Below are 19,685 nucleotides of genomic sequence, written 5' to 3'. Positions count from 1 at the left end.
CATGCCGTCCAACAGGCATAAACGACAAAGGCCCCGATTAAGGGGCCTTTGTTTTTTACATCAACGACTTATCAAGCGAACGGATGACGCAGAACGATGGTTTCGTTGCGGTCCGGGCCCGTCGAAATAATGTCGATCGGCGCGCCGATCAACGCTTCAACGCGTTTGATGTAAGCGCGAGCGTTAGCTGGCAGCTCTTCCAGGGTCTTGGCGCCCACGGTCGATTCGCTCCAGCCTGGCACTTCTTCGTACACAGGCTGCAGGCCTACGTAGCTGTCAGCATCGGTCGGAGCAACGGCATTGCCTTCGGCATCTTTGTAGCCGACGCAGATGTTGATCGTTTCCAGACCGTCGAGTACGTCCAGCTTGGTCAGGCAGATGCCCGAGATGCTGTTCACATCGATAGCGCGACGCAGGATAACGGCGTCGAACCAGCCGCAACGACGGGCACGGCCGGTGGTAGCACCGAACTCGTGACCTTGCTTGGCCAGGTGCGCACCCACGTCATCAAACAGCTCAGTCGGGAATGGACCCGAACCGACGCGAGTGGTGTACGCCTTGGTGATGCCCAGGATGTAATCAAGGAACATCGGGCCAACGCCCGAACCGGTCGCAACGCCGCCAGCGGTGGTGTTGGAACTGGTCACGTACGGGTAGGTACCGTGGTCGATGTCGAGCAGCGAACCCTGCGCGCCTTCGAACATGATGTCTTTGCCGGCGCGACGCAGGTCGTGCAGTTCGGCAGTGACGTCGAGCATCAAGGGCTTCAGCAGCTCAGCGTATTCCTTGCACTCGGCCAGGGTTTTCTCGAACTCGATGGCCGGCTCTTTGTAGTAACCAACCAGCATGAAGTTGTGGTAATCCACCAGTTCACGCAGTTTGTCTTCGAAGCGCGGCATGTTCAGCAGGTCGCCAACACGCAGGCCACGACGAGCAACCTTGTCTTCGTAAGCCGGGCCAATGCCGCGACCGGTGGTACCGATCTTCAGCTCGCCACGGGCTTTTTCACGGGCCTGGTCCAGCGCCACGTGGAAGGACAGGATCAGCGGGCAGGACGGGCTGATACGCAGACGCTCACGCACCGGTACGCCTTTCTCTTCCAGCTTGATGATCTCGCGCAGCAAGGCGTCAGGTGCAACCACCACGCCATTGCCGATCAGGCACTGCACGCCTTCACGCAACACGCCCGACGGGATCAGGTGCAGGACGGTTTTTTCGCCGTCGATCACCAGCGTGTGACCAGCGTTGTGGCCACCTTGGTAGCGCACTACGGCGGCAGCATGTTCGGTCAGCAGATCAACGATCTTGCCTTTGCCCTCATCACCCCATTGGGTGCCCAGGACTACGACATTCTTACCCATAACACTTGTCCTCATTCGCGCAAACTTGGTGCCGGCGATGGCCGGCAGGAAAACTCAAGAAGCCAGTGGCGATACTTGCCAAAGCCCGTTCTGCTGAATCAATTGCCGGTCGCAGTCCGCATCACGGGCGGCGGCCAAAGGTTGTCCAGGCAACGCCTGAACGACACGCTGACCCTCACTGCGCAACTGGCAAACCTGCTGCCAGAGTGCCGCATCCGTACTGTCAGGCATCCAGATACCGCCAGACGGTAGCTCGATCTCAGCACGCCCCAGGGTCACCAGGGTTTTCAAATCGGTGGAGAAGCCTGTCGCCGGACGGGCGCGACCAAAGTCGGCGCCGATGTCGTCGTAGCGACCGCCCTGAGCGATGGACTGGCCAACGCCCGGTACGAACACCGCGAACACCACACCGGTGTGGTAGTGGTAGCCGCGCAGCTCGCCCAGATCGAAGTACAGCGGCAGCTCCGGGAAGCGCGCCGACAGACGCTCGGCGATCGCCAGCAAATCTTCCAGTGCCGCCAGAACTGGCGCCGGCGCATTGGCCAGACGCTCGCGGGCAGCACTCAACACTTCACGGCCTCCGCACAGATCAACCAGCGCGCGCAGCATGCCGGACAGGTCGGCCGGCAGGCCTTCGGTCAAGGTAATGACCTCATCGATGGCCTTGCGTTGCAACGCGTCAAACAACTGCTGCTCGACTTCACCGGACAGACCGGCAGCACGCGCCAGACCACGGTAGATGCCGACATGACCAAGATCCATGTGCACATCCGGCACATCGGCCAGCTGCAGCATGGCCAGCATCAGGCTGATCACTTCAACGTCGCTGCTCGGGCTGGCGTCGCCGTACAACTCGGCGCCCAGCTGGATCGGGCTGCGCGAGGACGACAATGCACGCGGTTGGGCGTGCAGCACGCTGCCGGCATAGCACAGACGACTCGGGCCTTCGCGACGCAGGGTGTGCGCATCAATGCGCGCTACTTGCGGCGTGATGTCGGCACGGAAACCCATCTGCCGGCCCGACTGCGGGTCGATGACCTTGAAGGTCCGCAGGTCCAGGTCCTGGCCCGCGCCGGTCAGCAGGGATTCCAGGTACTCGATATGGGGAGTCACGACGAACTCGTAACCCCAGCTCTGGAACAGATCCAACACCTGACGACGCGCGACTTCAATGCGCGCCGCTTCCGGTGGCAGTACTTCTTCGATGCCATCTGGCAGCAGCCAGCGGTCTACCGTTGCCATTACGCCATTCCCCTTTGATCCGGGCGGCCAGCCTGCGGGCGAGCCTTGAGTGAAGCAGAAAATGACCGGTCCGTTCAAAACGCACGCGCATGAACGACGCGGCGAAAGGCCTGTTACCGGCTTCGCCCATCACTTTCCTCGAATTACTCTCGGGCCATTCAACCCGATGTCTGCAACAAAAAACAGCAATCAAACGTGCAGACGCAAAAAAGCCGGGAATTTCCCGGCTGCCGCATCATACACACGTTTTCCCAAAGGATCACCCCGCCCGAGGTTTTAGCCGCCGGGCGGAGTGTTTCAGGTCAACGTCGTATCAAGGCTTGGCTTTTTCCAGGTAGTGGAAGAAGTCGCTGCTTGGGTCGAGGACCATGACGTCGGATTTGTTCGCGAAGCTTTCACGGTAGGCGCGCAGGCTACGGTAGAAACCGTAGAACTCCTGATCCTGGCCGTAGGCCTTGGAATAAATCGCAGCGGCCTGGGCGTCACCGTCACCGCGAACCTCTTCGGATTCACGATAGGCTTCAGCCAGCAGCACGCGGCGTTGACGGTCGGCGTCGGCACGGATGCCTTCGGCCAGCTCGTTACCCTTGGCGCGGTGCTCGCGAGCTTCACGCTCACGCTCGGTGCTCATACGTTCGAACACGCTGCGGTTTACTTCTTTCGGCAGGTCGATGGCCTTGACCCGGACATCGACAACTTCGATACCCAGTTCTTTTTCCGCCATCTTGTTCAGCGACGCGGTAATGTCAGCCATCAACGCATCACGCTCGCCCGACACCACTTCGTGCAGGGTGCGTTTACCGAACTGGTCACGCAGACCGGATTCCAGACGACGGGATAGACGCTCGTCGGCGATTTGCTTGAGGCCGGAAGTCGCGGTGTAGAAGCGCTCGGCATCTTTCACGCGCCACTTGGCGTAGGCATCGACCATCACGGCTTTCTTTTCCAGGGTCAGGAAGCGCTGTGTCGGTGCATCCAGCGTCATCAGGCGCGCGTCGAATTTACGCACCTGGTTAACGAATGGCACCCTCACATGCAGGCCTGGCTGAACATCGGCCTGAACCACACGACCGAATTGCAGCAGCACCGCACGCTCGGTCTGAGCGACGATGTAGAAGCAGTTCCAGCCAACCAGTACCACAACGACGCCAACGATCAGGGCGATCAGCGATTTATTGCTCATCAGCGGGTCTCCCTTGTGCGCGACTGCGGCAGGTCAGTGACGTGCGGCGTGACATCCGTGTTGTTGCTGGCGGCGGCCGAACCGGTCACCGGCCCACTGCTACCCGGATTGTTCTGAATCATCTTGTCCAACGGCAAATACAACAGGTTGCTCTGGCCGTTCTTGTTGCCGGTCACGAGTACCTTGCTGGTGTTGCTGAAGACTTCCTGCATGGTGTCCAGGTACAGACGCTGGCGGGTGACTTCAGGTGCCTTGCGATACTCGGCGACCAGTTTGGTAAAGCGATCAGCCTCACCCTTGGCGCGCGAGACCGTTTCGTCGCGATAACCGTTGGCATCTTCGAGGATGCGCTGGGCCTGACCACGGGCTTCCGGCACGACGCCGTTGGCGTAGGTTTCCGCCTGGTTGCGCGAACGCTGCTCGTCTTCACGGGCGCGGATCACGTCATCGAAGGCTTCCTGCACTTCACGCGGTGCCGCTGCGCTCTGTACGTTGACCTGGGTCACGGTGATACCGGTGCGGTAGGTATCGAGGAAGCGTTGCAGACGCTCCTTGATTTCGCTGGCCATCAATTCACGACCTTCGGTCAGCACCTGGTCCATGGCGGTCGAACCCACCACGTGGCGCAGGGCGCTGTCGGTCGCATGCTGCAGGCTGATTTCCGGCTGATCGACGTTCAGCACGAAGTCCTGCAGGTTGCTGATCTTGTACTGCACGGTCAGCGGCACTTCGACGATGTTCTCGTCTTCGGTCAGCATCTGGCCCTGCTTGGTGTAGGCACGCTCACGCGTGACGTTTTCCATGTACTTCTTGTCGATCGGCGGGAAGTAGATGTTCAGACCCGGGCCGACAGTCTCGTAGTACTTGCCGAAGCGCAGCACTACGGCCTGCTCCTGCTCGTCCACTACGTAAACCGCGCTGTACAGCCAGACAGCCGCCAGCACGACGAGGCCGATGCCGAGCAGACCGCCGAAGCCGCCACCACTCCTGCCCGAGCCACCGCCATCATCACCACCGCGTTTTTTACCACCACCGAACAACCCGTTCAGGCTTTCCTGCAGCTTTCGGAAGGCCTCGTCGAGATCTGGTGGCCCCTTGCGGTCGCCGTTATTGCGGCGCTTGCCACCCCAAGGATCCTGATTATTCGAGTTGCCACCCGGCTCATTCCAAGCCATAGCGCTCTCCATCTGATAAAGCAAAGACGCACCCACGGCGCGCCGACCAATGCTACAGAATGCCTGCCGTTACGACACAACCGCTTTTTCAGGCTTTTATTGCAAAGTGTGTTGCTCGATGAATTCCATCGGCTGCAATCCTTCGCGGCTTACCAGTCGATTCAACTCGACCCGGGGCAAACGAACGGCCAGCAAACTGATGCCTTCTTCGTCGTGTTCTTCTTTCTGCACCGCACCGAGTTCGAAGAACTGCGCACGCAGTCGAGCGAATCGTTGCGGCAAGCGCAAGGTACCGATAAACAAATCACTGCCGAGCAACTCGGCGATGGCTTGTTCAAGCAATTCCAGACCGCTGCCATCTCGCGCCGACAACCAGACCCGCTGAGGCTTGCCGTTTTCATCGCGCTGGATCTGCGGTTCAACGCCTTCGAGCAAATCGAGTTTGTTATAGACCTCGAGGATCGGCAAGTCCTGGGCGCCAATCTCGCCCAGCACCACCATCACCTGTTCAATCTGCAACATGCGATCCGGCTCTGCCGCATCGATCACGTGCAACAGCAAGTCGGAATTGCTCGACTCTTCGAGCGTAGACCGAAATGCCTCGACCAGCTTGTGCGGCAAGTGCCGAATGAAACCTACCGTGTCAGCCAGGACAATCGGCCCCAGGTCGTCAATGTCGAGACGGCGCAGGGTCGGATCCAGCGTGGCGAACAATTGGTCAGCCGCGTAGACGTCGGATTTGGTCACGTTATTGAACAGCGTGGATTTCCCGGCGTTGGTATAGCCCACCAGAGAAACGGTAGGGATGTCCGCACGGGATCGGCCGCGACGCGATTGCTCGCGCTGGCTGCGCACCTTCTCGAGCCGGCCCTTGATCTGGCGCAGGCGGACCCGCAACAAACGCCGGTCGGTTTCAAGTTGGGTTTCACCCGGGCCGCGCATGCCGATGCCGCCACCTTGACGTTCAAGGTGAGTCCAGCCGCGAACCAGCCGGGTGCTCATGTGGTCAAGCTGGGCCAGTTCAACCTGGAGCTTGCCTTCATGGGTACGGGCGCGCTGGGCAAAAATATCGAGAATCAGACCCGTACGGTCGATCACGCGACACTCGAAAACACGTTCGAGGTTACGTTCCTGACTGGGCGTGAGGATGTGATTGAAAATCACCAGATCGGCTTCTTCAGCCTTGACCAGGTCGCGCAACTCCTCGACCTTGCCGCTGCCGATCAGGAATTTGGCGGTTGGCCGATGACGCGGCACGTTAAAAAACGCAACGGTCTCGGCACCCGCCGAATTAGCCAATTCCTGAAACTCCTGCGGATCTTCGCGCGCCTCAGGGTCCTGTCCATCCAAGTGAACGAGGATGACTCGTTCACCACCACCGTGGCGCTCAAAGAACAAAGGAGACTCCTATCAGGCGTTACCTGGCTCAGCGTCACCTGCTTCGGATTCGGTTGCGCTAGGCAGACGAATTGGACGAACCGGCACTACTGTCGAGATAGCGTGTTTGTAAACCATTTGGCTCACGGTATTTTTCAGCAGGATCACGAACTGGTCGAACGACTCGATCGTGCCTTGCAGTTTGATACCGTTGACCAGATAGATGGAAACCCCAACTTTCTCTTTACGTAAAGTATTCAAGTAAGGGTCTTGTAGCGAATGCCCTTTTGACATGTGCCGCACTCCTTTAAGGATTCAATAATAAAAAATAGGTAATTCAGATGGCTTTGGCCGTCACACCCCCAAGGATAGACGGCAATTGCAAGGACTCAGCTCAATATGGAGATGGTCCCAAGGTATTTCAAGGCGCGCGGCAGATTGTCGCAATCAAGACTGTCCAGCCAGTGCAGATCTTCCCAGCTGCGCAGCCAGGTGAACTGGCGTTTGGCCAATTGACGCGTGGCAATGATGCCCCGTTCCTGCATTTCAGCTAACGACAGCGTGCCATCCAGATAATCCCAGACTTGGCGGTAGCCTACCGCACGTATAGACGGCAACCCGGAATGCAGGTCACTTCTTTTACGCAGGGCTACGACCTCGTCAATGAACCCCTGTTCCAGCATATTTGTGAATCTTTGTTTAATGCGCTCGTGCAGGACCTGGCGATTTGCCGGGGCAATGGCCAAGTTCGCGACAGTATAGGGCAATTGTTGCAGTCCCGAAGCGGCTGCTTCAGTACTTTGCGCAGATTGTTGCTGGCGCAACTCGGTCATGCTCTGACCGCTGACTCGATAAACTTCCAGCGCGCGACTCAAGCGCTGCGGATCGTTCGGATGAATCCGTGCAGCGGACACCGGATCGATCACTGCCAGTTGATCGTGCAAGGCTTGCCAGCCAAGGCGGGCAGCCTCTTCTTCGATCTGCGCACGCACGGCCGGATCGGCTGCCGGCATGTCCGCCAGGCCGTCGACCAACGCCTTGTAATAAAGCATCGTGCCGCCCACCAGCAGCGGGATTTTTCCGCGTGCGGTGATTTCGGCCATTGCTTGCAGCGCATCGCGACGGAAATCTGCAGCCGAATAGGCCTCCGCCGGATCAAGGATGTCGATCAAGCGGTGCGGATAGTCGGCCAGCAGTTCTTTCGAAGGCTTGGCGGTGCCGATGTCCATGCCGCGATAGACCAGTGCCGAATCGACACTGATCAACTCACACGGCAGGACCTTGGTCAGCTCAATGGCCAGATCGGTTTTGCCCGCAGCGGTCGGGCCCATCAGGAAAATCGCTGGAGGGGGCTGGCTCATCAACGACCGCGCAAGAACAGTTTGTCCAGATCGTCCAGGCCCAGTTGGGTCCAGGTCGGTCGGCCATGGTTGCATTGACCGCTGCGCTCGGTGTTTTCCATGTCACGCAGCAGGCCGTTCATTTCCGGCAGCGCCAGGCGCCGATTTGCGCGGATCGCGCCGTGGCAGGCCATGGTGCCAAGCAATTCGTTGAGATGCGCCTGAATCCGGTCGCTGGTGCCGTATTCCATCAGATCCGACAGTACATCGCCGACCAGACGGTTGGCTTCAGCCTGCTTGAGCAAGGCTGGAATCTGCCGAATCGCCAGGGTTTCCGGACCCAGACGCTGCAATTCGAAGCCCAGGCGTTGGAACCATGCTGCGTGTTCTTCAGCACAATCGGCCTCGCGCTGACTGACCGCTAGCGACTCCGGCACCAGCAGCGGCTGGCCGCTCAAGCCTTCGCTGGCCATGGCGATCTTCAAGCGTTCATACATGATCCGCTCGTGGGCGGCGTGCATGTCCACCAGCACAAGGCCTTGAGCGTTCTCGGACAAAATGTAGATGCCTTTGAGCTGCGCCAGCGCGTAACCGAGCGGCGGAATGTCTTCCTGACCGGCCGGCAATGCGTTGGCATTGGCCTCAGGCAGCGGCGCGAAAAACTCGCGATAGGCGGCTTGCGCCTCCGCAGCCGGCGGCACCGCCGACTGCGGCCGCGGCGTGTATTGATACTGATAAGCGCCGCCAGCGCTGGCCCCGGACGAGGTATTGAACGCCGGTTGCGCCTGCGGTTGCTCCAGCAGCGCATTGGCCGCCAGACGCATTTCACCCTGCGGGCCGAACTCACCGGCATCGAGCCCGGTTGGGCGGACGACGGCGGTGGTGACTGAAGCGGCGAGCTGATCTTCAGGACGCACATCGCCCAAGGCGCGGTGCAGCGTGCCATAAAGGAAGTCATGCACCATGCGCCCGTCACGGAAGCGAACTTCGTGTTTGGTCGGGTGCACGTTGACGTCGACCGCCGCCGGATCCACCTCGAAAAACAGCGCAAACGTCGGGTGACGGCCGTTGAACAGCACGTCGCGATAGGCCTGACGTACGGCGTGGGCGACCAGTTTGTCGCGCACCGCACGGCCATTCACAAAGAAATACTGCAAATCAGCCTGACTGCGGTTGAAGGTCGGCAAACCGACCCAGCCCCACAGGTGCAAGCCGTTGCGTTCGATCTCGATCGGCAGCGCCTGCTCAAGGAAACCCGAACCGCAGATCGCCGCCACACGCCGGGCACGAGCCGCATCATCATGAGCCTCGTGCAGGCTGAGGATGGTCTTGCCGTTGTGGCGCAGATGGAACGCCACGTCGAAACGCGCCAGCGCCAAACGCTTGATCACTTCTTGCAGGTGATCGAATTCGGTTTTTTCAGTCTTGAGGAATTTGCGCCGCGCCGGGGTATTGAAGAACAGGTCGCGGACTTCCACCGACGTGCCGACCGGATGCGCTGCTGGCTGAACCCGAGGCGCCATGTCACGGCCTTCGGTCTCGACTTGCCAAGCCTGATCGGCACCACGGGTGCGCGAGGTCAGGGTCAGACGCGCCACGGAGCTGATCGACGCCAGTGCTTCACCCCGAAAACCAAGGCTCATCACCTGTTCGAGGTCTTCCAGATTACGAATCTTGCTGGTGGCGTGACGAGCCAGGGCCAGCGGCAGGTCATCGGCGGAAATACCGCTGCCGTCATCACGCACCCGCAGCAGCTTGACGCCGCCCTGCTCGACATCGACATCGATGCGCTTGGCGCCGGAGTCGAGGCTGTTTTCCAGCAACTCCTTGATCACCGAAGCCGGGCGTTCAACCACCTCACCGGCGGCAATCTGGTTCGCCAGCCGTGGGCTGAGCAGTTCGATGCGGGCGGCGGCGCTCAACACTTCGTTCATTCTTTGGACGCCAGTTCGGTGCCAGGAATGGTCAGGTGCTGGCCGACTTTCAGCTCATCGCTTTTCAGGTTGTTCGCGCTGCGCAATGTGGCCGGCGACACCTGATAGCGAACACCGATCATCGCCAGGGTTTCGCCCGGGCCGACGCGATGGTCGCGCGGGCCTTGGGCGATCTTGCCGGAATCACGCAGCCAGGCGATGTAGGTGCCCGGTGGCGGGTTCTGCTGGAAGAACTGGCGCACGCCGCTGCTGATCGAACGCGCCAGCGCTTGCTGGTGGCCCGAGGCCGAGAGCTTGTTCGCTTCGTTGGCGTTGGAAATGAACCCGGTTTCAACCAGGATCGACGGGATGTCCGGCGACTTCAACACCATGAACCCGGCCTGCTCCACGCGCTGTTTGTGCAGCGGCGTCACGCGACCGATGTTGGTCAGGACTTTCTGGCCAACGTTGAGGCTGGAGGTCAGCGACGCAGTCATCGACAGGTCGAGCAGCACACCCGCGAGCATGCGGTCCTTGTCATCGAGGCTGACGTTGCCGGCACCGCCGATCAAGTCGGAACGGTTTTCGCTGTCCGCCAGCCAACGGGCAGTCTCCGACGTGGCGCCACGATCAGACAGGGCAAACACCGAGGCACCGAAGGCTGCCGCAGACGGTGCGGCGTCAGCATGAATCGAAACGAACAGGTCGGCGCCCTTCTTGCGGGCGATTTCGGTACGGCCACGCAGCGGGATGAAATAGTCGCCGGTGCGGGTCAGTTCGGCGCGGAAGCCTTTCATGCCGTTGACCTGACGCTGCAATTCGCGGGCGATTTGCAGCACCACGTCTTTCTCACGCTGACCGCGCGAGCCGGACGCACCCGGGTCTTCGCCACCGTGACCGGCGTCGATCACCACAATGATGTCGCGTTTGCCCGCCGGGGCTGGCGGCAACTTGATCGAAGGTTCGGTCGGCGTTACCGGCACTGCCGGCACCGTCGCGACTTTCGGGCTTGGCGCAGGCGGCGGCGCGGCGTCGGCCGCGTTGTCGAACAGATCGACCACCAAGCGGTTGCCGTACTGCGCGTTCGGCGCCAGCGAGAAGCTTTTCGGGGTGACGGCTTTTTTCAGATCGATGACCACCCGCAGGTCGGTCGGCGTACGCTGGGCCGAGCGCATCGCAGTGATCGGCGTGTTCGCGGTCTGCACGTTCAGCGGCGCACCGAGGGTGGCACCATTGATGTCGATCACCAGCCGATCCGGCGCGGTCAGGGTGAAAACGCTGTGCTGCACCGGGCCGCTCAGGTCGAAGACCAGTCGCGTGTTATCCGGCGCACGCCACAGGCGCACGCTGTTGACCTTTGAATCGGCCACAGCGTTGACAGTTACTGCCATCAACATCAGTCCAGCGGCAGCTACCATCGCGCGAAAGCGCATACCTAACCCCATCATCTAATTGGATTCCAACGCCAAAGCGGCACACCAGGCCTCGCCACGCGAGCCCTGGGAGAAAATTTTCAGCGAACGCCCGCTGTCTTGCGGGCTAATGGTAATGGTCAGGTCAGGCTTTGGCAAAAAGCCTGCACCTTTATCGGGCCATTCGATCAGGCACATCGCATCGTCTTCGAAATAGTCGCGGATGCCTAGGAACTCCAGTTCTTCCGGATCGACCAGTCGATAAAGGTCGAAGTGGAAGGCGCGGACGTCACCGATCTCGTAGGGCTCGACCAACGTGAAGGTCGGACTTTTTACCGCACCGACGTGGCCCAACCCGCGAATGATCCCTCGCGACAACGTGGTTTTGCCCATCCCCAGATTGCCTTCAAGGAAAATCAGACCATGGCCCTGGGTCACGCGGGCGATCCGTGCACCAAAGTCGCTCATGGCCTGTTCATCGGCCAGGTACAGGGTTACTTCAGACACGGTGTTTGCTCCTCCAACAACTGACGAATGACTGGAATCAGATCACTGGCCGCCAGCCCACGGCCCAAATTCCCTTGTTGCATGCCGGCATTGGCGTGCAGCCAAACCGCCAGGCAAGCGGCCTCGAAGCCGTCCATGCCTTGCGCCAGCAGTGCGCCGGTCAAGCCGGCCAGCACATCACCCAGCCCGGCGGTCGCCATGGCCGGATGACCTTGGTGACACAGGGCCAGACGTCCATCGGGATGAGCGATCAGGCTGCCGGCGCCTTTGAGCACGACAACCGCCGCATATTTCTTGCTCAATGCCAACGCGGCGGCCGGACGATCAGCCTGCACTTGCGCCGTGCTCACTTCCAGCAACCGCGCCGCTTCGCCCGGATGCGGCGTGATCACGCAATCCTTGGGCAACTCGACCAGGCCACTGGCCAACAGGTTCAACGCGTCAGCGTCCCAGACTTGCGGCAGCGCGGCATTGGCGGCAGCTGACAACAGCGCCCGCCCCCAACTGGCTTGCCCCAACCCCGGCCCCACCACCAGCACAGAAACTTTCTCCAGCAAACCCATCAACTGATTGGCCGACGAGGTTCCGAGCGCCATGGCTTCCGGCACTCGCGTCAGCGCTGCCGGAATATGTTCAGGACGGGTTGCCAGCGACACCATGCCCGCGCCGCTGCGCAGGGCCGTTTCGGTGCTGAGCAGAATTGCCCCGCCAAACCCGTGATCGCCGCCGATCAGTAGCACATGGCCGAACCGGCCCTTGTGCGACGTTGGAGCTCGCGCCGCCAATCTCGGAAGGTTAGCCGTGTTGAGCCGTCGGGCGATGACAGGAATGTCACGATAGATGTCGGCACTGGCCTGCAGATCGTTAAATACCAATTGGCCGACATGGTCCGCCGCGTCACCGGTGAACAGACCAATTTTCAAACCGATAAAGGTCACCGTCAGATCGGCCCGCACGGCGACACCGAGCATGTGCCCAGTGTCAGCGCTTAATCCAGAAGGAATATCGACGGCCGTGACCGGCAACCCGCTGCCGTTGATGGCGTTGATTGCCGAGACGTAAGGCTCGCGCACCTCACCGTTCAGGCCAGTGCCGAGCAAGGCATCGAGGATGACCCCGCGCAGTTCGCTCTGAGCTCGCCAGCCTTGCACCGCGACACCCTCAGCCAACGCCTCGGCATGGGCCAACAGCGCATCGCCCAGCAAACGTTGCGGATCGCCGACCGCTAATACTTGCACCTTCCAGCCGGCCCGCTGCGCCATCGCCGCGACCATATAACCATCACCCGCGTTGTTGCCATGCCCGGCCAGCACCGTCAGTTCGGTCGCCGACGGCCATTGCCGAACCAGCGCGCGCCATGTCGCATGAGCGGCTCGCTGCATCAATTCGAAGCCAGGCGTGCCGGCGGCGATCAGCCGCGCATCAAGTTCGCGCACCTGTGCGGCGCCATACAGCGCGTCGGGTAATTCATCTTTCGTGTGCGGCATGCGTCTTCGGGCTCCGATGTCTGGCAGAATTATACGCACCTCAGCTCCGGTTTCTCTCGCCTCATGTCCGCCATCACCACAGACCTGCCCGCCCTCGCCCAATCGATCAAGGATTGGGGCCGCGAGCTGGGCTTTCAGCAAGTCGGCATCAGCGGCCTGGATCTGGCCGAGCATGAGCAGCATCTGCAGCGCTGGCTCGCCGCCGGCTACCACGGCGAGATGGATTACATGGGCGCCCACGGCAGCAAACGCTCGCACCCGGAAGAATTGGTGCCGGGCACGTTGCGCGTGGTTTCGCTGCGCATGGACTACTTGCCGGGCGATACCGAAATGGCCAAGCGTTTGGCGCAACCGGAAAAAGCCTACGTATCGCGTTATGCCTTGGGCCGCGATTACCACAAATTGATCCGTAAACGCGTGCAACAATTGGCCGACAAGATTCAGGCCGAGATCGGCCCGTTCGGTTTCCGTGCCTTTGTCGACAGCGCGCCAGTGCTGGAAAAAGCCATCGCCGAGCAGGCCGGGCTGGGCTGGATCGGCAAAAACACCCTGGTACTCAACCGCAAGGCTGGCAGTTATTTCTTCCTGAGCGAACTGTTTGTCGATCTACCGTTGCCGGTGGATGAGCCACACATCACCGAACACTGCGGCCGCTGCACTGCGTGCCTCGATATCTGCCCGACCAACGCATTCGTCGGCCCCTACGTGCTGGACGCGCGCCGCTGCATTTCCTACCTGACCATCGAATTGAAAAACGCGATCCCCGAAGATTTGCGACCGCTGATCGGCAACCGCGTGTTCGGCTGCGACGACTGCCAGATCGTCTGCCCGTGGAACCGTTTCGCCAAACCTTCCGGCGAAAGCGACTTCAAGCCACGGCACAATCTCGACAATGCTGAACTGGCCGAGCTGTTTTTGTGGGATGAAGAAAAGTTTCTCAGCAGCACCGAAGGCTCGCCGCTGCGCCGCGCCGGGTATGAGCGGTGGTTGCGCAATCTGGCGGTTGGACTGGGTAACGCGCCGTCGAGCATTCCGGTGCTGGAAGCCTTGAAGGCGCGGCGCAACTATCCTTCAGAGCTGGTGCAAGAACACGTCGAGTGGGCATTGAAGCAGCATGCTGAACGTCAAGGCGCGTCGTTGTACACGAACTTGGGCATTTCCCAGTGAAAACGGATCGCCAACAGGCGCAATAGAAAGCCGCCGAACAACGTGATCAAAATCGCCTGCTCGCTCGGCACATTCAGATACAGGCAAAGCATGTAGCACCACGCCGCCGCGAACGAGACGCTGGCGTATAGCTCTCGGCGGAAGATCAGCGGAATGTCGTTGCAGAAGATGTCCCGGAGGATGCCGCCGAACACGCCCGTGATCACGCCGCTGACCGACGCGACCAGCATGCCGTGGCCCATCTCCAGCGCGGTCATGCAGCCGATCAGCGTGAACGCCACCAGGCCGACGGCGTCGAGCACCAGAAACAGCGAGCGCAAATGACGCATCCAGCGTGCGGTGAACACGGTGAACATAGCTGCGACCGAGGTCAGCACCAGGTATTCCGGGTGTTTTACCCACGTCAGCGGGTAGTGCCCGAGCAGCACATCGCGCACCGAACCGCCGCCCAACGCCGTGACGCAGGCGATCAGCACCACACCAAACCAGTCCATGCCGCGTCGGCCGGCAGACAGCGCGCCAGTCATGGCTTCAGCGGTGATGGCGATCAGATAGAGCATCAGCAACATGGTGGCGATCCAGGCAGGAAGGCGCGCAGTCTAGCCATTTCGCGACGGCACCAAAAGGGGACGAGCCCCCCTTACTCACGCCGCATCAGAACTTGATGAAGTGCTTGCGATAATGCTGCAGCTCGGCGATCGATTCGCGAATGTCGTCCAGCGCCAAGTGGGTGCTGCCCTTCCTGAAGCTTTCGCGTACGTCCGGCGCCCAGCGTGCGGCCAGTTCCTTGAGCGTGGAGACGTCAAGATTGCGATAGTGGAAGTAGCTTTCCAGCCCTTTCATGTGGGTATAAAGGAAGCGACGATCCTGGCAGATGCTGTTGCCGCAGATCGGCGACTTGCCCTTCGGCACCCATTTTTCCAGGAATGCGATGGTCTCGGCTTCGGCTTCGGCCATGCTGATGCGGCTGTCGCGCACGCGCTGGGTCAGGCCAGAGTTGCCGTGGGTGCGGGTATTCCACTCGTCCATGCGCGCGAGCACTTCGTCGCTGTGATGGATGGCGATCACCGGACCTTCGGCCAATGTATTCAGGTCGCTGTCGGTGACGATAGTGGCCATTTCGATGATGACGTCGTTGTCCGGGTCCAGACCGGTCATTTCCAGGTCGATCCAGATCAGATTCTGCGGGTTTTGCATATTTGGGCTCCTAGGCAATGCGCGCAGTTTAGCCTAGGCCGGTGGCCGGGCGTGCTAAACTCGCGGCCGTTTTACCTAATCGCTGCATTCTTCAGACGGAACACCCATGGCCAAACGCCAACTCAATCGTCGTCAAAACTGGCGCATCGAAAAAATTCAAGGCGAGCGCGCCGCACGCGCCGCCAAACGCGAGTCCTCGGCTGTCGAAGCCCTTGAGGGCGGCGACCTGGGCCCGGAACAGACCGGCCTGGTGATCGCCCACTTCGGTGTGCAGGTCGAGGTTGAGGCCACTGACGGTGATCAGGCCGGCCAGGTCTTCCGCTGCCACTTGCGCGCCAACCTGCCAGCACTGGTCACCGGCGACACCGTCGTCTGGCGTGCCGGCAACCAAGGCATCGGTGTGATCGTCGCGCAATTGCCGCGCACCACCGAACTGTGCCGTCCGGACAGCCGCGGCCAGTTGAAGCCGGTAGCGGCCAACGTTGACATGATCGTCATCGTCTTCGCCCCGTTGCCCGAGCCGCATGCCAACCTGATCGACCGCTATCTGGTCGCCGCCGAACACGCTGGCATCCGTCCGTTGTTGTTGCTGAACAAATTCGACCTGATCGACGAGCAGAACGCCCCGGCGCTCAACGCGTTGCTGGCGGTGTACCGCACGCTCGGTTATCCGGTGCTGGAAGTGTCGGCGCACCACGGCAACGGCATGGAACAACTGCAACAGCAGCTCGACGGGCGCATCAGCGTGTTCGTCGGCCAGTCCGGCGTCGGCAAGTCGTCGCTGGTCAACAGCCTGCTGCCTGAAGTCGAAACCCGCGTCGGGCCGTTGTCCGAACTGTCCGGTCAGGGCACGCACACCACGACCACCGCGCGGCTGTTCCACTTCCCCGGCGGTGGCGAACTGATCGACTCCCCGGGTATTCGTGAATTCGGCCTCGGCCACGTCAGCCGTGCCGACGTTGAAGCCGGTTTCATCGAGTTCAATGATTTGCTCGGCACTTGCCGTTTCCGCGACTGCAAGCACGACCGCGAACCGGGTTGTGCGCTGCTCAAGGCACTCGAAGACGGCCGCGTGCAGCAGCAACGGATGAACAGCTACCGCTCGATCATCGCCAGCCTGCCGGAAAACGGTTACTAAACATCTGCGCCGGCGGCACCTTCCCCAGGTGCTGCCGGATGTCGGATCTCGCCTGACAAAACCTCCCTCCTGTTAAACATCGGTCTTTCCTGTAGGACTTTGCACGTCTGCTTGCAGGGCATTTCTGGTTTGCCGAGCAGCCCTTGTAGGCGCTCTCCAGAGGCCTACCATCGGATTCCTCTCTCGCATCCCGCGACCTCCGAGGAACCCCATGCAAACCTACCATTTGTTCATCAGCCATTCGTGGAACTACTCCCACGCCCACGACAATCTGGTGCGCCTGCTCAGTGCTCATCCGACCTTCACCTACAAGAATTTTTCCGTGCCGACACACAACCCGATCATGGGCGCGCTGAACGACAGGCAGCTTGAAGAAGCCATCGAGAACAAGATTCGCCCGTGTTCGGCGGTGCTGATCATGGCGGGCATGTATTCGACTTACAGCAAGTGGATCAACAAGGAAATCGAGATCGCCAAGCGTTTGGGCAAGGTGATCATTGCGGTGAAACCCTTCGGTGCCGAGCGGATTTCCACGGTAGTGCGTAACGCCGCACACGCCGAATGCGCGTGGAACACCAACAGCATCGTCGGCGCGATCCGCCTGCACACGGCGGCCTGATCATGCGCAAGGGACTGTTTATAGGGATCAACGACTACAAACACATTTCGCGCCTGAGCGGCTGCAGCAACGACGCCATGGCCATGGCTTCGGTGTTGAAAACCGACGCCAATGGCGATCCAAATTTCAAGAACATCGTGCTGACGTCCGCTGAGGATCACTTGGGTCGGGAGATGCTCGAAGACCAGATCCGCGAGCTGTTTTCCGGCGACTGCAACGTCGCCCTGCTGTACTTCGCCGGCCATGGCGGCTTCGATAACGACAATGACGAAGGCATGTTGCTGCCCCAGGATTATCGCAGCACCAAGGACGGCATCCGCATCAGCGATATTCTCAATTGGGCGAGCAAAGCCACGCGCATCAAAAACAAAGTGATCATCCTCGATTGCTGCCAAAGCGGCGCCGCCGGTGAGGTGCGGGCCTTGCGCAGCGAAAGCAGCATGGTCGGCGAAGGCATGACCATTCTGACCGCGTGCAAAAAGGAAGAACCGGCGATGGAGGGCGCGCAGCACGGTGTATTCACCGGGCTGCTGCTCCAAGCCCTGCACGGCGGCGCGGCGAACATTCTCGGCAAGATCACGCCCGGCAGTCTGTATTCCTTTGTCGATAACGCACTCGACGCCTGGGAACAACGTCCGGTGTTCAAGACCAATGTCTCGCAGTTCATTTCCCTGCGGGAAGTCTCGCCGCTGATCCCGAAGGAGATCCTGCGCAAACTGCCCGAATGGTTCGCCGAAGCCGAATCGACCTACCCGCTCGATCCCAGCTACGAGCCGACCGAAGCCAGCTTCGATCCGGAGCACGGCGAGATCTTCGCGCAACTGCAAAAGTGCAACCGCCACAGTCTGATCGAGCCGGTCGACGCCGAGCATATGTATTACGCGGCGATCAACTCCACCGGCTGCCGCCTCACCGCCCTCGGCGCCTACTACCGCGAACTCGCAATCAAAGGACATTTCTGATGCCCGTCTTTATCAGCTACCGCCACATGGATCGCGCGCACGCGATCGCCATCAACAGCCGCCTGATCCAGGCCAACATCAAAACCTACCTCGACGTGCTCGACCCGGAATCACAAACCACTGACGACATCACCGGGGTCATCACCCGCAACATCACCGAATGCACGCACCTGCTGGCGGTGGTGTCGGAAAAGACTGCATTGTCGTGGTGGGTGCCATTCGAAATTGGCGAAGCGACCATCAGCAACCGCCGGATCTGCTCGTTCAAGACCGGCCCGGCGGAATTGCCGTTGTACCTGGACAAGTGGCCGAAGCTGAGCACGGACAGTGATCTGAATTTCTTTATCGACGCGTATCGTGAAGAGGTGTCGAGCAAGCGCTCGATTGTGCTGGATTCGAGTAACGAATCCTTCAGTGGCACCTATAAACGCAATGCCGAAGTGTTCCACGAACAACTGAAGAATCGGATCCGGCGCGGGTTCTGACAGGCACAAAAAAGCCGACATCGCTGTCGGCTTTTTTGTCGGTCACTGCTTCGGCGCGGGGGCCGGGGCAGTGGCTGGCGGAGTGGCTGGCGCTGGCGCCGCACTCCCCGGTGCCGCCGGTTTCGGTGCGGCGTCGTCGAACAGGTTCAAGCGTTCGCGCAACTCGTGTGCAGGCACCGGTTGCTGATCCGCCGGCAGTGCGTTCGGGTCAACCGGCGTCGCCGGAGCGGCGCCGTTCTGGCCTTGATCCGCTGGCGTCGCAGCGTCTGCACCTTGCGCACCTTCGATGGCCGCTTGGGCCTTCTTGGTCAGCACGACGATGTCGATGCGACGGTTGACCGGGTTGAACGGGTTTTCCCGGTCGAACAGCGCCGACGAGGCGTAACCGACGACCCGCGCTACCTGTGCATCCGGATAGCTGCCGGCAACCAAGGCACGACGTGCGGCGTTGGCACGGTTGGCCGAAAGCTCCCAGTTGCCGTAGTCGCCAGTGCCGATATAAGGCTTGGCGTCGGTGTGGCCACTGATACTGATCTTGTTCGGCACCGCTTTGATGGTGTCGGCCATGGCCAGCAGGATGTCTTCGAAGTACGGCTTCAGGCGTGCCGAACCGGAGTCGAACATCGGCCGGTTCTCGGCGTCCATGATCTGGATGCGCAAGCCGTTCGGCGTGATCTCGAAGAGGATCTGATCCTTGAATTTCTGCAGTTGCGGGTTTTCGTCGACCTTGTTTTGCAGTTCTTGCAGGAGCAGCTCCAGACGTTCCTTCTCGACCTGCTCGGCCATGCCTTCGACTTGTTCGGTGTCGACGGTGACCTTGTCCGGTTGCGGCTGGGATTTCACCTCAGGGTTGAGGGTGTTTTCCGGCGCCAGGGTCGGCGTGCCGCCCAAATCGATAATGTACGGCGTGCCGCTTTCGGAAAAGCCGACCGGGTCTTTGAAGTAACCGGCGATGGCGATCTTCTGCTCAGGCGTCGCGGTGGACAACAGCCACAACACCAGGAAGAACGCCATCATCGCCGTGGCGAAGTCGGCGAAGGCGATTTTCCACGCCCCGCCGTGATGCCCGCCGGCTATGCGCTTGACGCGCTTGATGATAATCGGCTGATTATTTTCCATG

Annotated in this window: 19 protein-coding genes; 5 read left to right on the top strand and 14 right to left on the bottom strand. The window is 60.5% G+C overall.

From position 1 onward, the window contains the following. Positions 1 to 71: 71 nt before the first annotated feature. The 11 genes from ACQ4OE_RS16070 to ACQ4OE_RS16020 all read right to left on the bottom strand — a co-directional run bounded on the left by ACQ4OE_RS16070 (position 72) and on the right by ACQ4OE_RS16020 (position 12,997). Positions 72 to 1,361, bottom strand: a complete 1,290-nt coding sequence (locus ACQ4OE_RS16070) for an adenylosuccinate synthase (RefSeq protein ID WP_430947193.1) — start codon at positions 1,359 to 1,361, stop codon at positions 72 to 74. A gap of 54 nt (positions 1,362 to 1,415) precedes the next feature. Beyond that, positions 1,416 to 2,603 (bottom strand): ATP phosphoribosyltransferase regulatory subunit, encoded by a 1,188-nt coding sequence (locus ACQ4OE_RS16065; protein ID WP_007915833.1) that lies wholly within the window; start codon positions 2,601 to 2,603, stop codon positions 1,416 to 1,418. Between the two features lie 313 nt (positions 2,604 to 2,916). Then, a complete protein-coding gene (gene hflC, locus ACQ4OE_RS16060; RefSeq protein ID WP_122593810.1) occupies positions 2,917 to 3,786 on the bottom strand; it encodes a protease modulator HflC in 870 nt (289 codons plus the stop codon). After that, positions 3,786 to 4,961: an FtsH protease activity modulator HflK gene (hflK, locus tag ACQ4OE_RS16055; protein WP_430947192.1), complete on the bottom strand. Its 1,176-nt coding sequence runs from the start codon at positions 4,959 to 4,961 to the stop codon at positions 3,786 to 3,788. The genes hflC and hflK overlap by 1 nt, the downstream gene beginning before the upstream one ends. Before the next feature lie 96 nt (positions 4,962 to 5,057). Next, positions 5,058 to 6,359 (bottom strand): ribosome rescue GTPase HflX, encoded by a 1,302-nt coding sequence (gene hflX, locus ACQ4OE_RS16050; protein WP_122593812.1) that lies wholly within the window; start codon positions 6,357 to 6,359, stop codon positions 5,058 to 5,060. A 12-nt stretch (positions 6,360 to 6,371) separates the two neighbouring features. After that, positions 6,372 to 6,632 (bottom strand): RNA chaperone Hfq, encoded by a 261-nt coding sequence (gene hfq / locus ACQ4OE_RS16045; protein WP_007902656.1) that lies wholly within the window; start codon positions 6,630 to 6,632, stop codon positions 6,372 to 6,374. A gap of 95 nt (positions 6,633 to 6,727) precedes the next feature. Beyond that, positions 6,728 to 7,699, bottom strand: a complete 972-nt coding sequence (gene miaA / locus ACQ4OE_RS16040) for a tRNA (adenosine(37)-N6)-dimethylallyltransferase MiaA (RefSeq protein ID WP_430947191.1) — start codon at positions 7,697 to 7,699, stop codon at positions 6,728 to 6,730. Next, entirely contained in the window at positions 7,699 to 9,600 is a 1,902-nt protein-coding gene (gene mutL, locus ACQ4OE_RS16035) for a DNA mismatch repair endonuclease MutL (protein ID WP_430947298.1), read from the bottom strand. The genes miaA and mutL overlap by 1 nt, the downstream gene beginning before the upstream one ends. Before the next feature lie 8 nt (positions 9,601 to 9,608). Then, complete coding sequence (locus ACQ4OE_RS16030; RefSeq protein WP_430947190.1) at positions 9,609 to 11,039, bottom strand: N-acetylmuramoyl-L-alanine amidase; 1,431 nt, start codon at positions 11,037 to 11,039, stop codon at positions 9,609 to 9,611. Continuing rightward, positions 11,040 to 11,510, bottom strand: coding sequence for a tRNA (adenosine(37)-N6)-threonylcarbamoyltransferase complex ATPase subunit type 1 TsaE (gene tsaE, locus ACQ4OE_RS16025; protein WP_430947189.1), 471 nt, complete (start codon positions 11,508 to 11,510; stop codon positions 11,040 to 11,042). It abuts the gene before it with no gap. Next, positions 11,498 to 12,997 carry an NAD(P)H-hydrate dehydratase gene (locus ACQ4OE_RS16020; protein WP_430947188.1) on the bottom strand — a complete coding sequence of 500 codons (1,500 nt, stop codon included), beginning with the start codon at positions 12,995 to 12,997 and terminating at the stop codon, positions 11,498 to 11,500. The genes tsaE and ACQ4OE_RS16020 overlap by 13 nt, the downstream gene beginning before the upstream one ends. A gap of 63 nt (positions 12,998 to 13,060) precedes the next feature. On the opposite strand from ACQ4OE_RS16020, the gene queG reads away from it, so the two are divergent. Further along, positions 13,061 to 14,164 carry a tRNA epoxyqueuosine(34) reductase QueG gene (gene queG / locus ACQ4OE_RS16015; protein WP_430947187.1) on the top strand — a complete coding sequence of 368 codons (1,104 nt, stop codon included), beginning with the start codon at positions 13,061 to 13,063 and terminating at the stop codon, positions 14,162 to 14,164. On the opposite strand, the gene ACQ4OE_RS16010 is transcribed toward queG, so the two are convergent. Continuing rightward, positions 14,122 to 14,733, bottom strand: a complete 612-nt coding sequence (locus ACQ4OE_RS16010; RefSeq protein WP_095120635.1) for a trimeric intracellular cation channel family protein — start codon at positions 14,731 to 14,733, stop codon at positions 14,122 to 14,124. The two genes, queG and ACQ4OE_RS16010, sit on opposite strands and share 43 nt — an antisense overlap. Before the next feature lie 85 nt (positions 14,734 to 14,818). Then, a complete protein-coding gene (gene orn, locus ACQ4OE_RS16005; RefSeq protein WP_430947186.1) occupies positions 14,819 to 15,361 on the bottom strand; it encodes an oligoribonuclease in 543 nt (180 codons plus the stop codon). A 106-nt stretch (positions 15,362 to 15,467) separates the two neighbouring features. On the opposite strand from orn, the gene rsgA reads away from it, so the two are divergent. The 4 genes from rsgA to ACQ4OE_RS15985 all read left to right on the top strand — a co-directional run bounded on the left by rsgA (position 15,468) and on the right by ACQ4OE_RS15985 (position 18,565). After that, positions 15,468 to 16,499, top strand: coding sequence for a small ribosomal subunit biogenesis GTPase RsgA (gene rsgA, locus ACQ4OE_RS16000; RefSeq protein ID WP_430947185.1), 1,032 nt, complete (start codon positions 15,468 to 15,470; stop codon positions 16,497 to 16,499). Positions 16,500 to 16,710: 211 nt separating this feature from the next. Next, the gene (locus tag ACQ4OE_RS15995) at positions 16,711 to 17,118 is read left to right on the top strand and encodes a TIR domain-containing protein (protein ID WP_122593821.1); all 408 of its coding nucleotides are present in this window, start codon (positions 16,711 to 16,713) and stop codon (positions 17,116 to 17,118) included. Between the two features lie 2 nt (positions 17,119 to 17,120). Continuing rightward, entirely contained in the window at positions 17,121 to 18,080 is a 960-nt protein-coding gene (locus tag ACQ4OE_RS15990; RefSeq protein WP_430947184.1) for a caspase family protein, read from the top strand. After that, positions 18,080 to 18,565: a toll/interleukin-1 receptor domain-containing protein gene (locus ACQ4OE_RS15985; protein ID WP_122593823.1), complete on the top strand. Its 486-nt coding sequence runs from the start codon at positions 18,080 to 18,082 to the stop codon at positions 18,563 to 18,565. Before ACQ4OE_RS15990 ends, ACQ4OE_RS15985 begins: the two co-directional genes overlap by 1 nt. 42 nt (positions 18,566 to 18,607) lie before the next feature. Here the strand turns inward: ACQ4OE_RS15985 and motB are convergent, their stop codons facing one another. Next, positions 18,608 to 19,684, bottom strand: coding sequence for a flagellar motor protein MotB (gene motB, locus ACQ4OE_RS15980; protein ID WP_430947183.1), 1,077 nt, complete (start codon positions 19,682 to 19,684; stop codon positions 18,608 to 18,610). Position 19,685: the final 1 nt, after the last annotated feature.

The organism is Pseudomonas sp. WC2 (genome assembly GCF_050586545.1).
GTDB lineage: Bacteria > Pseudomonadota > Gammaproteobacteria > Pseudomonadales > Pseudomonadaceae > Aquipseudomonas.
The sequence above is the reverse complement of the archived record's forward strand: the minus strand, read 5'-3'. Positions and strand labels throughout refer to the sequence as shown.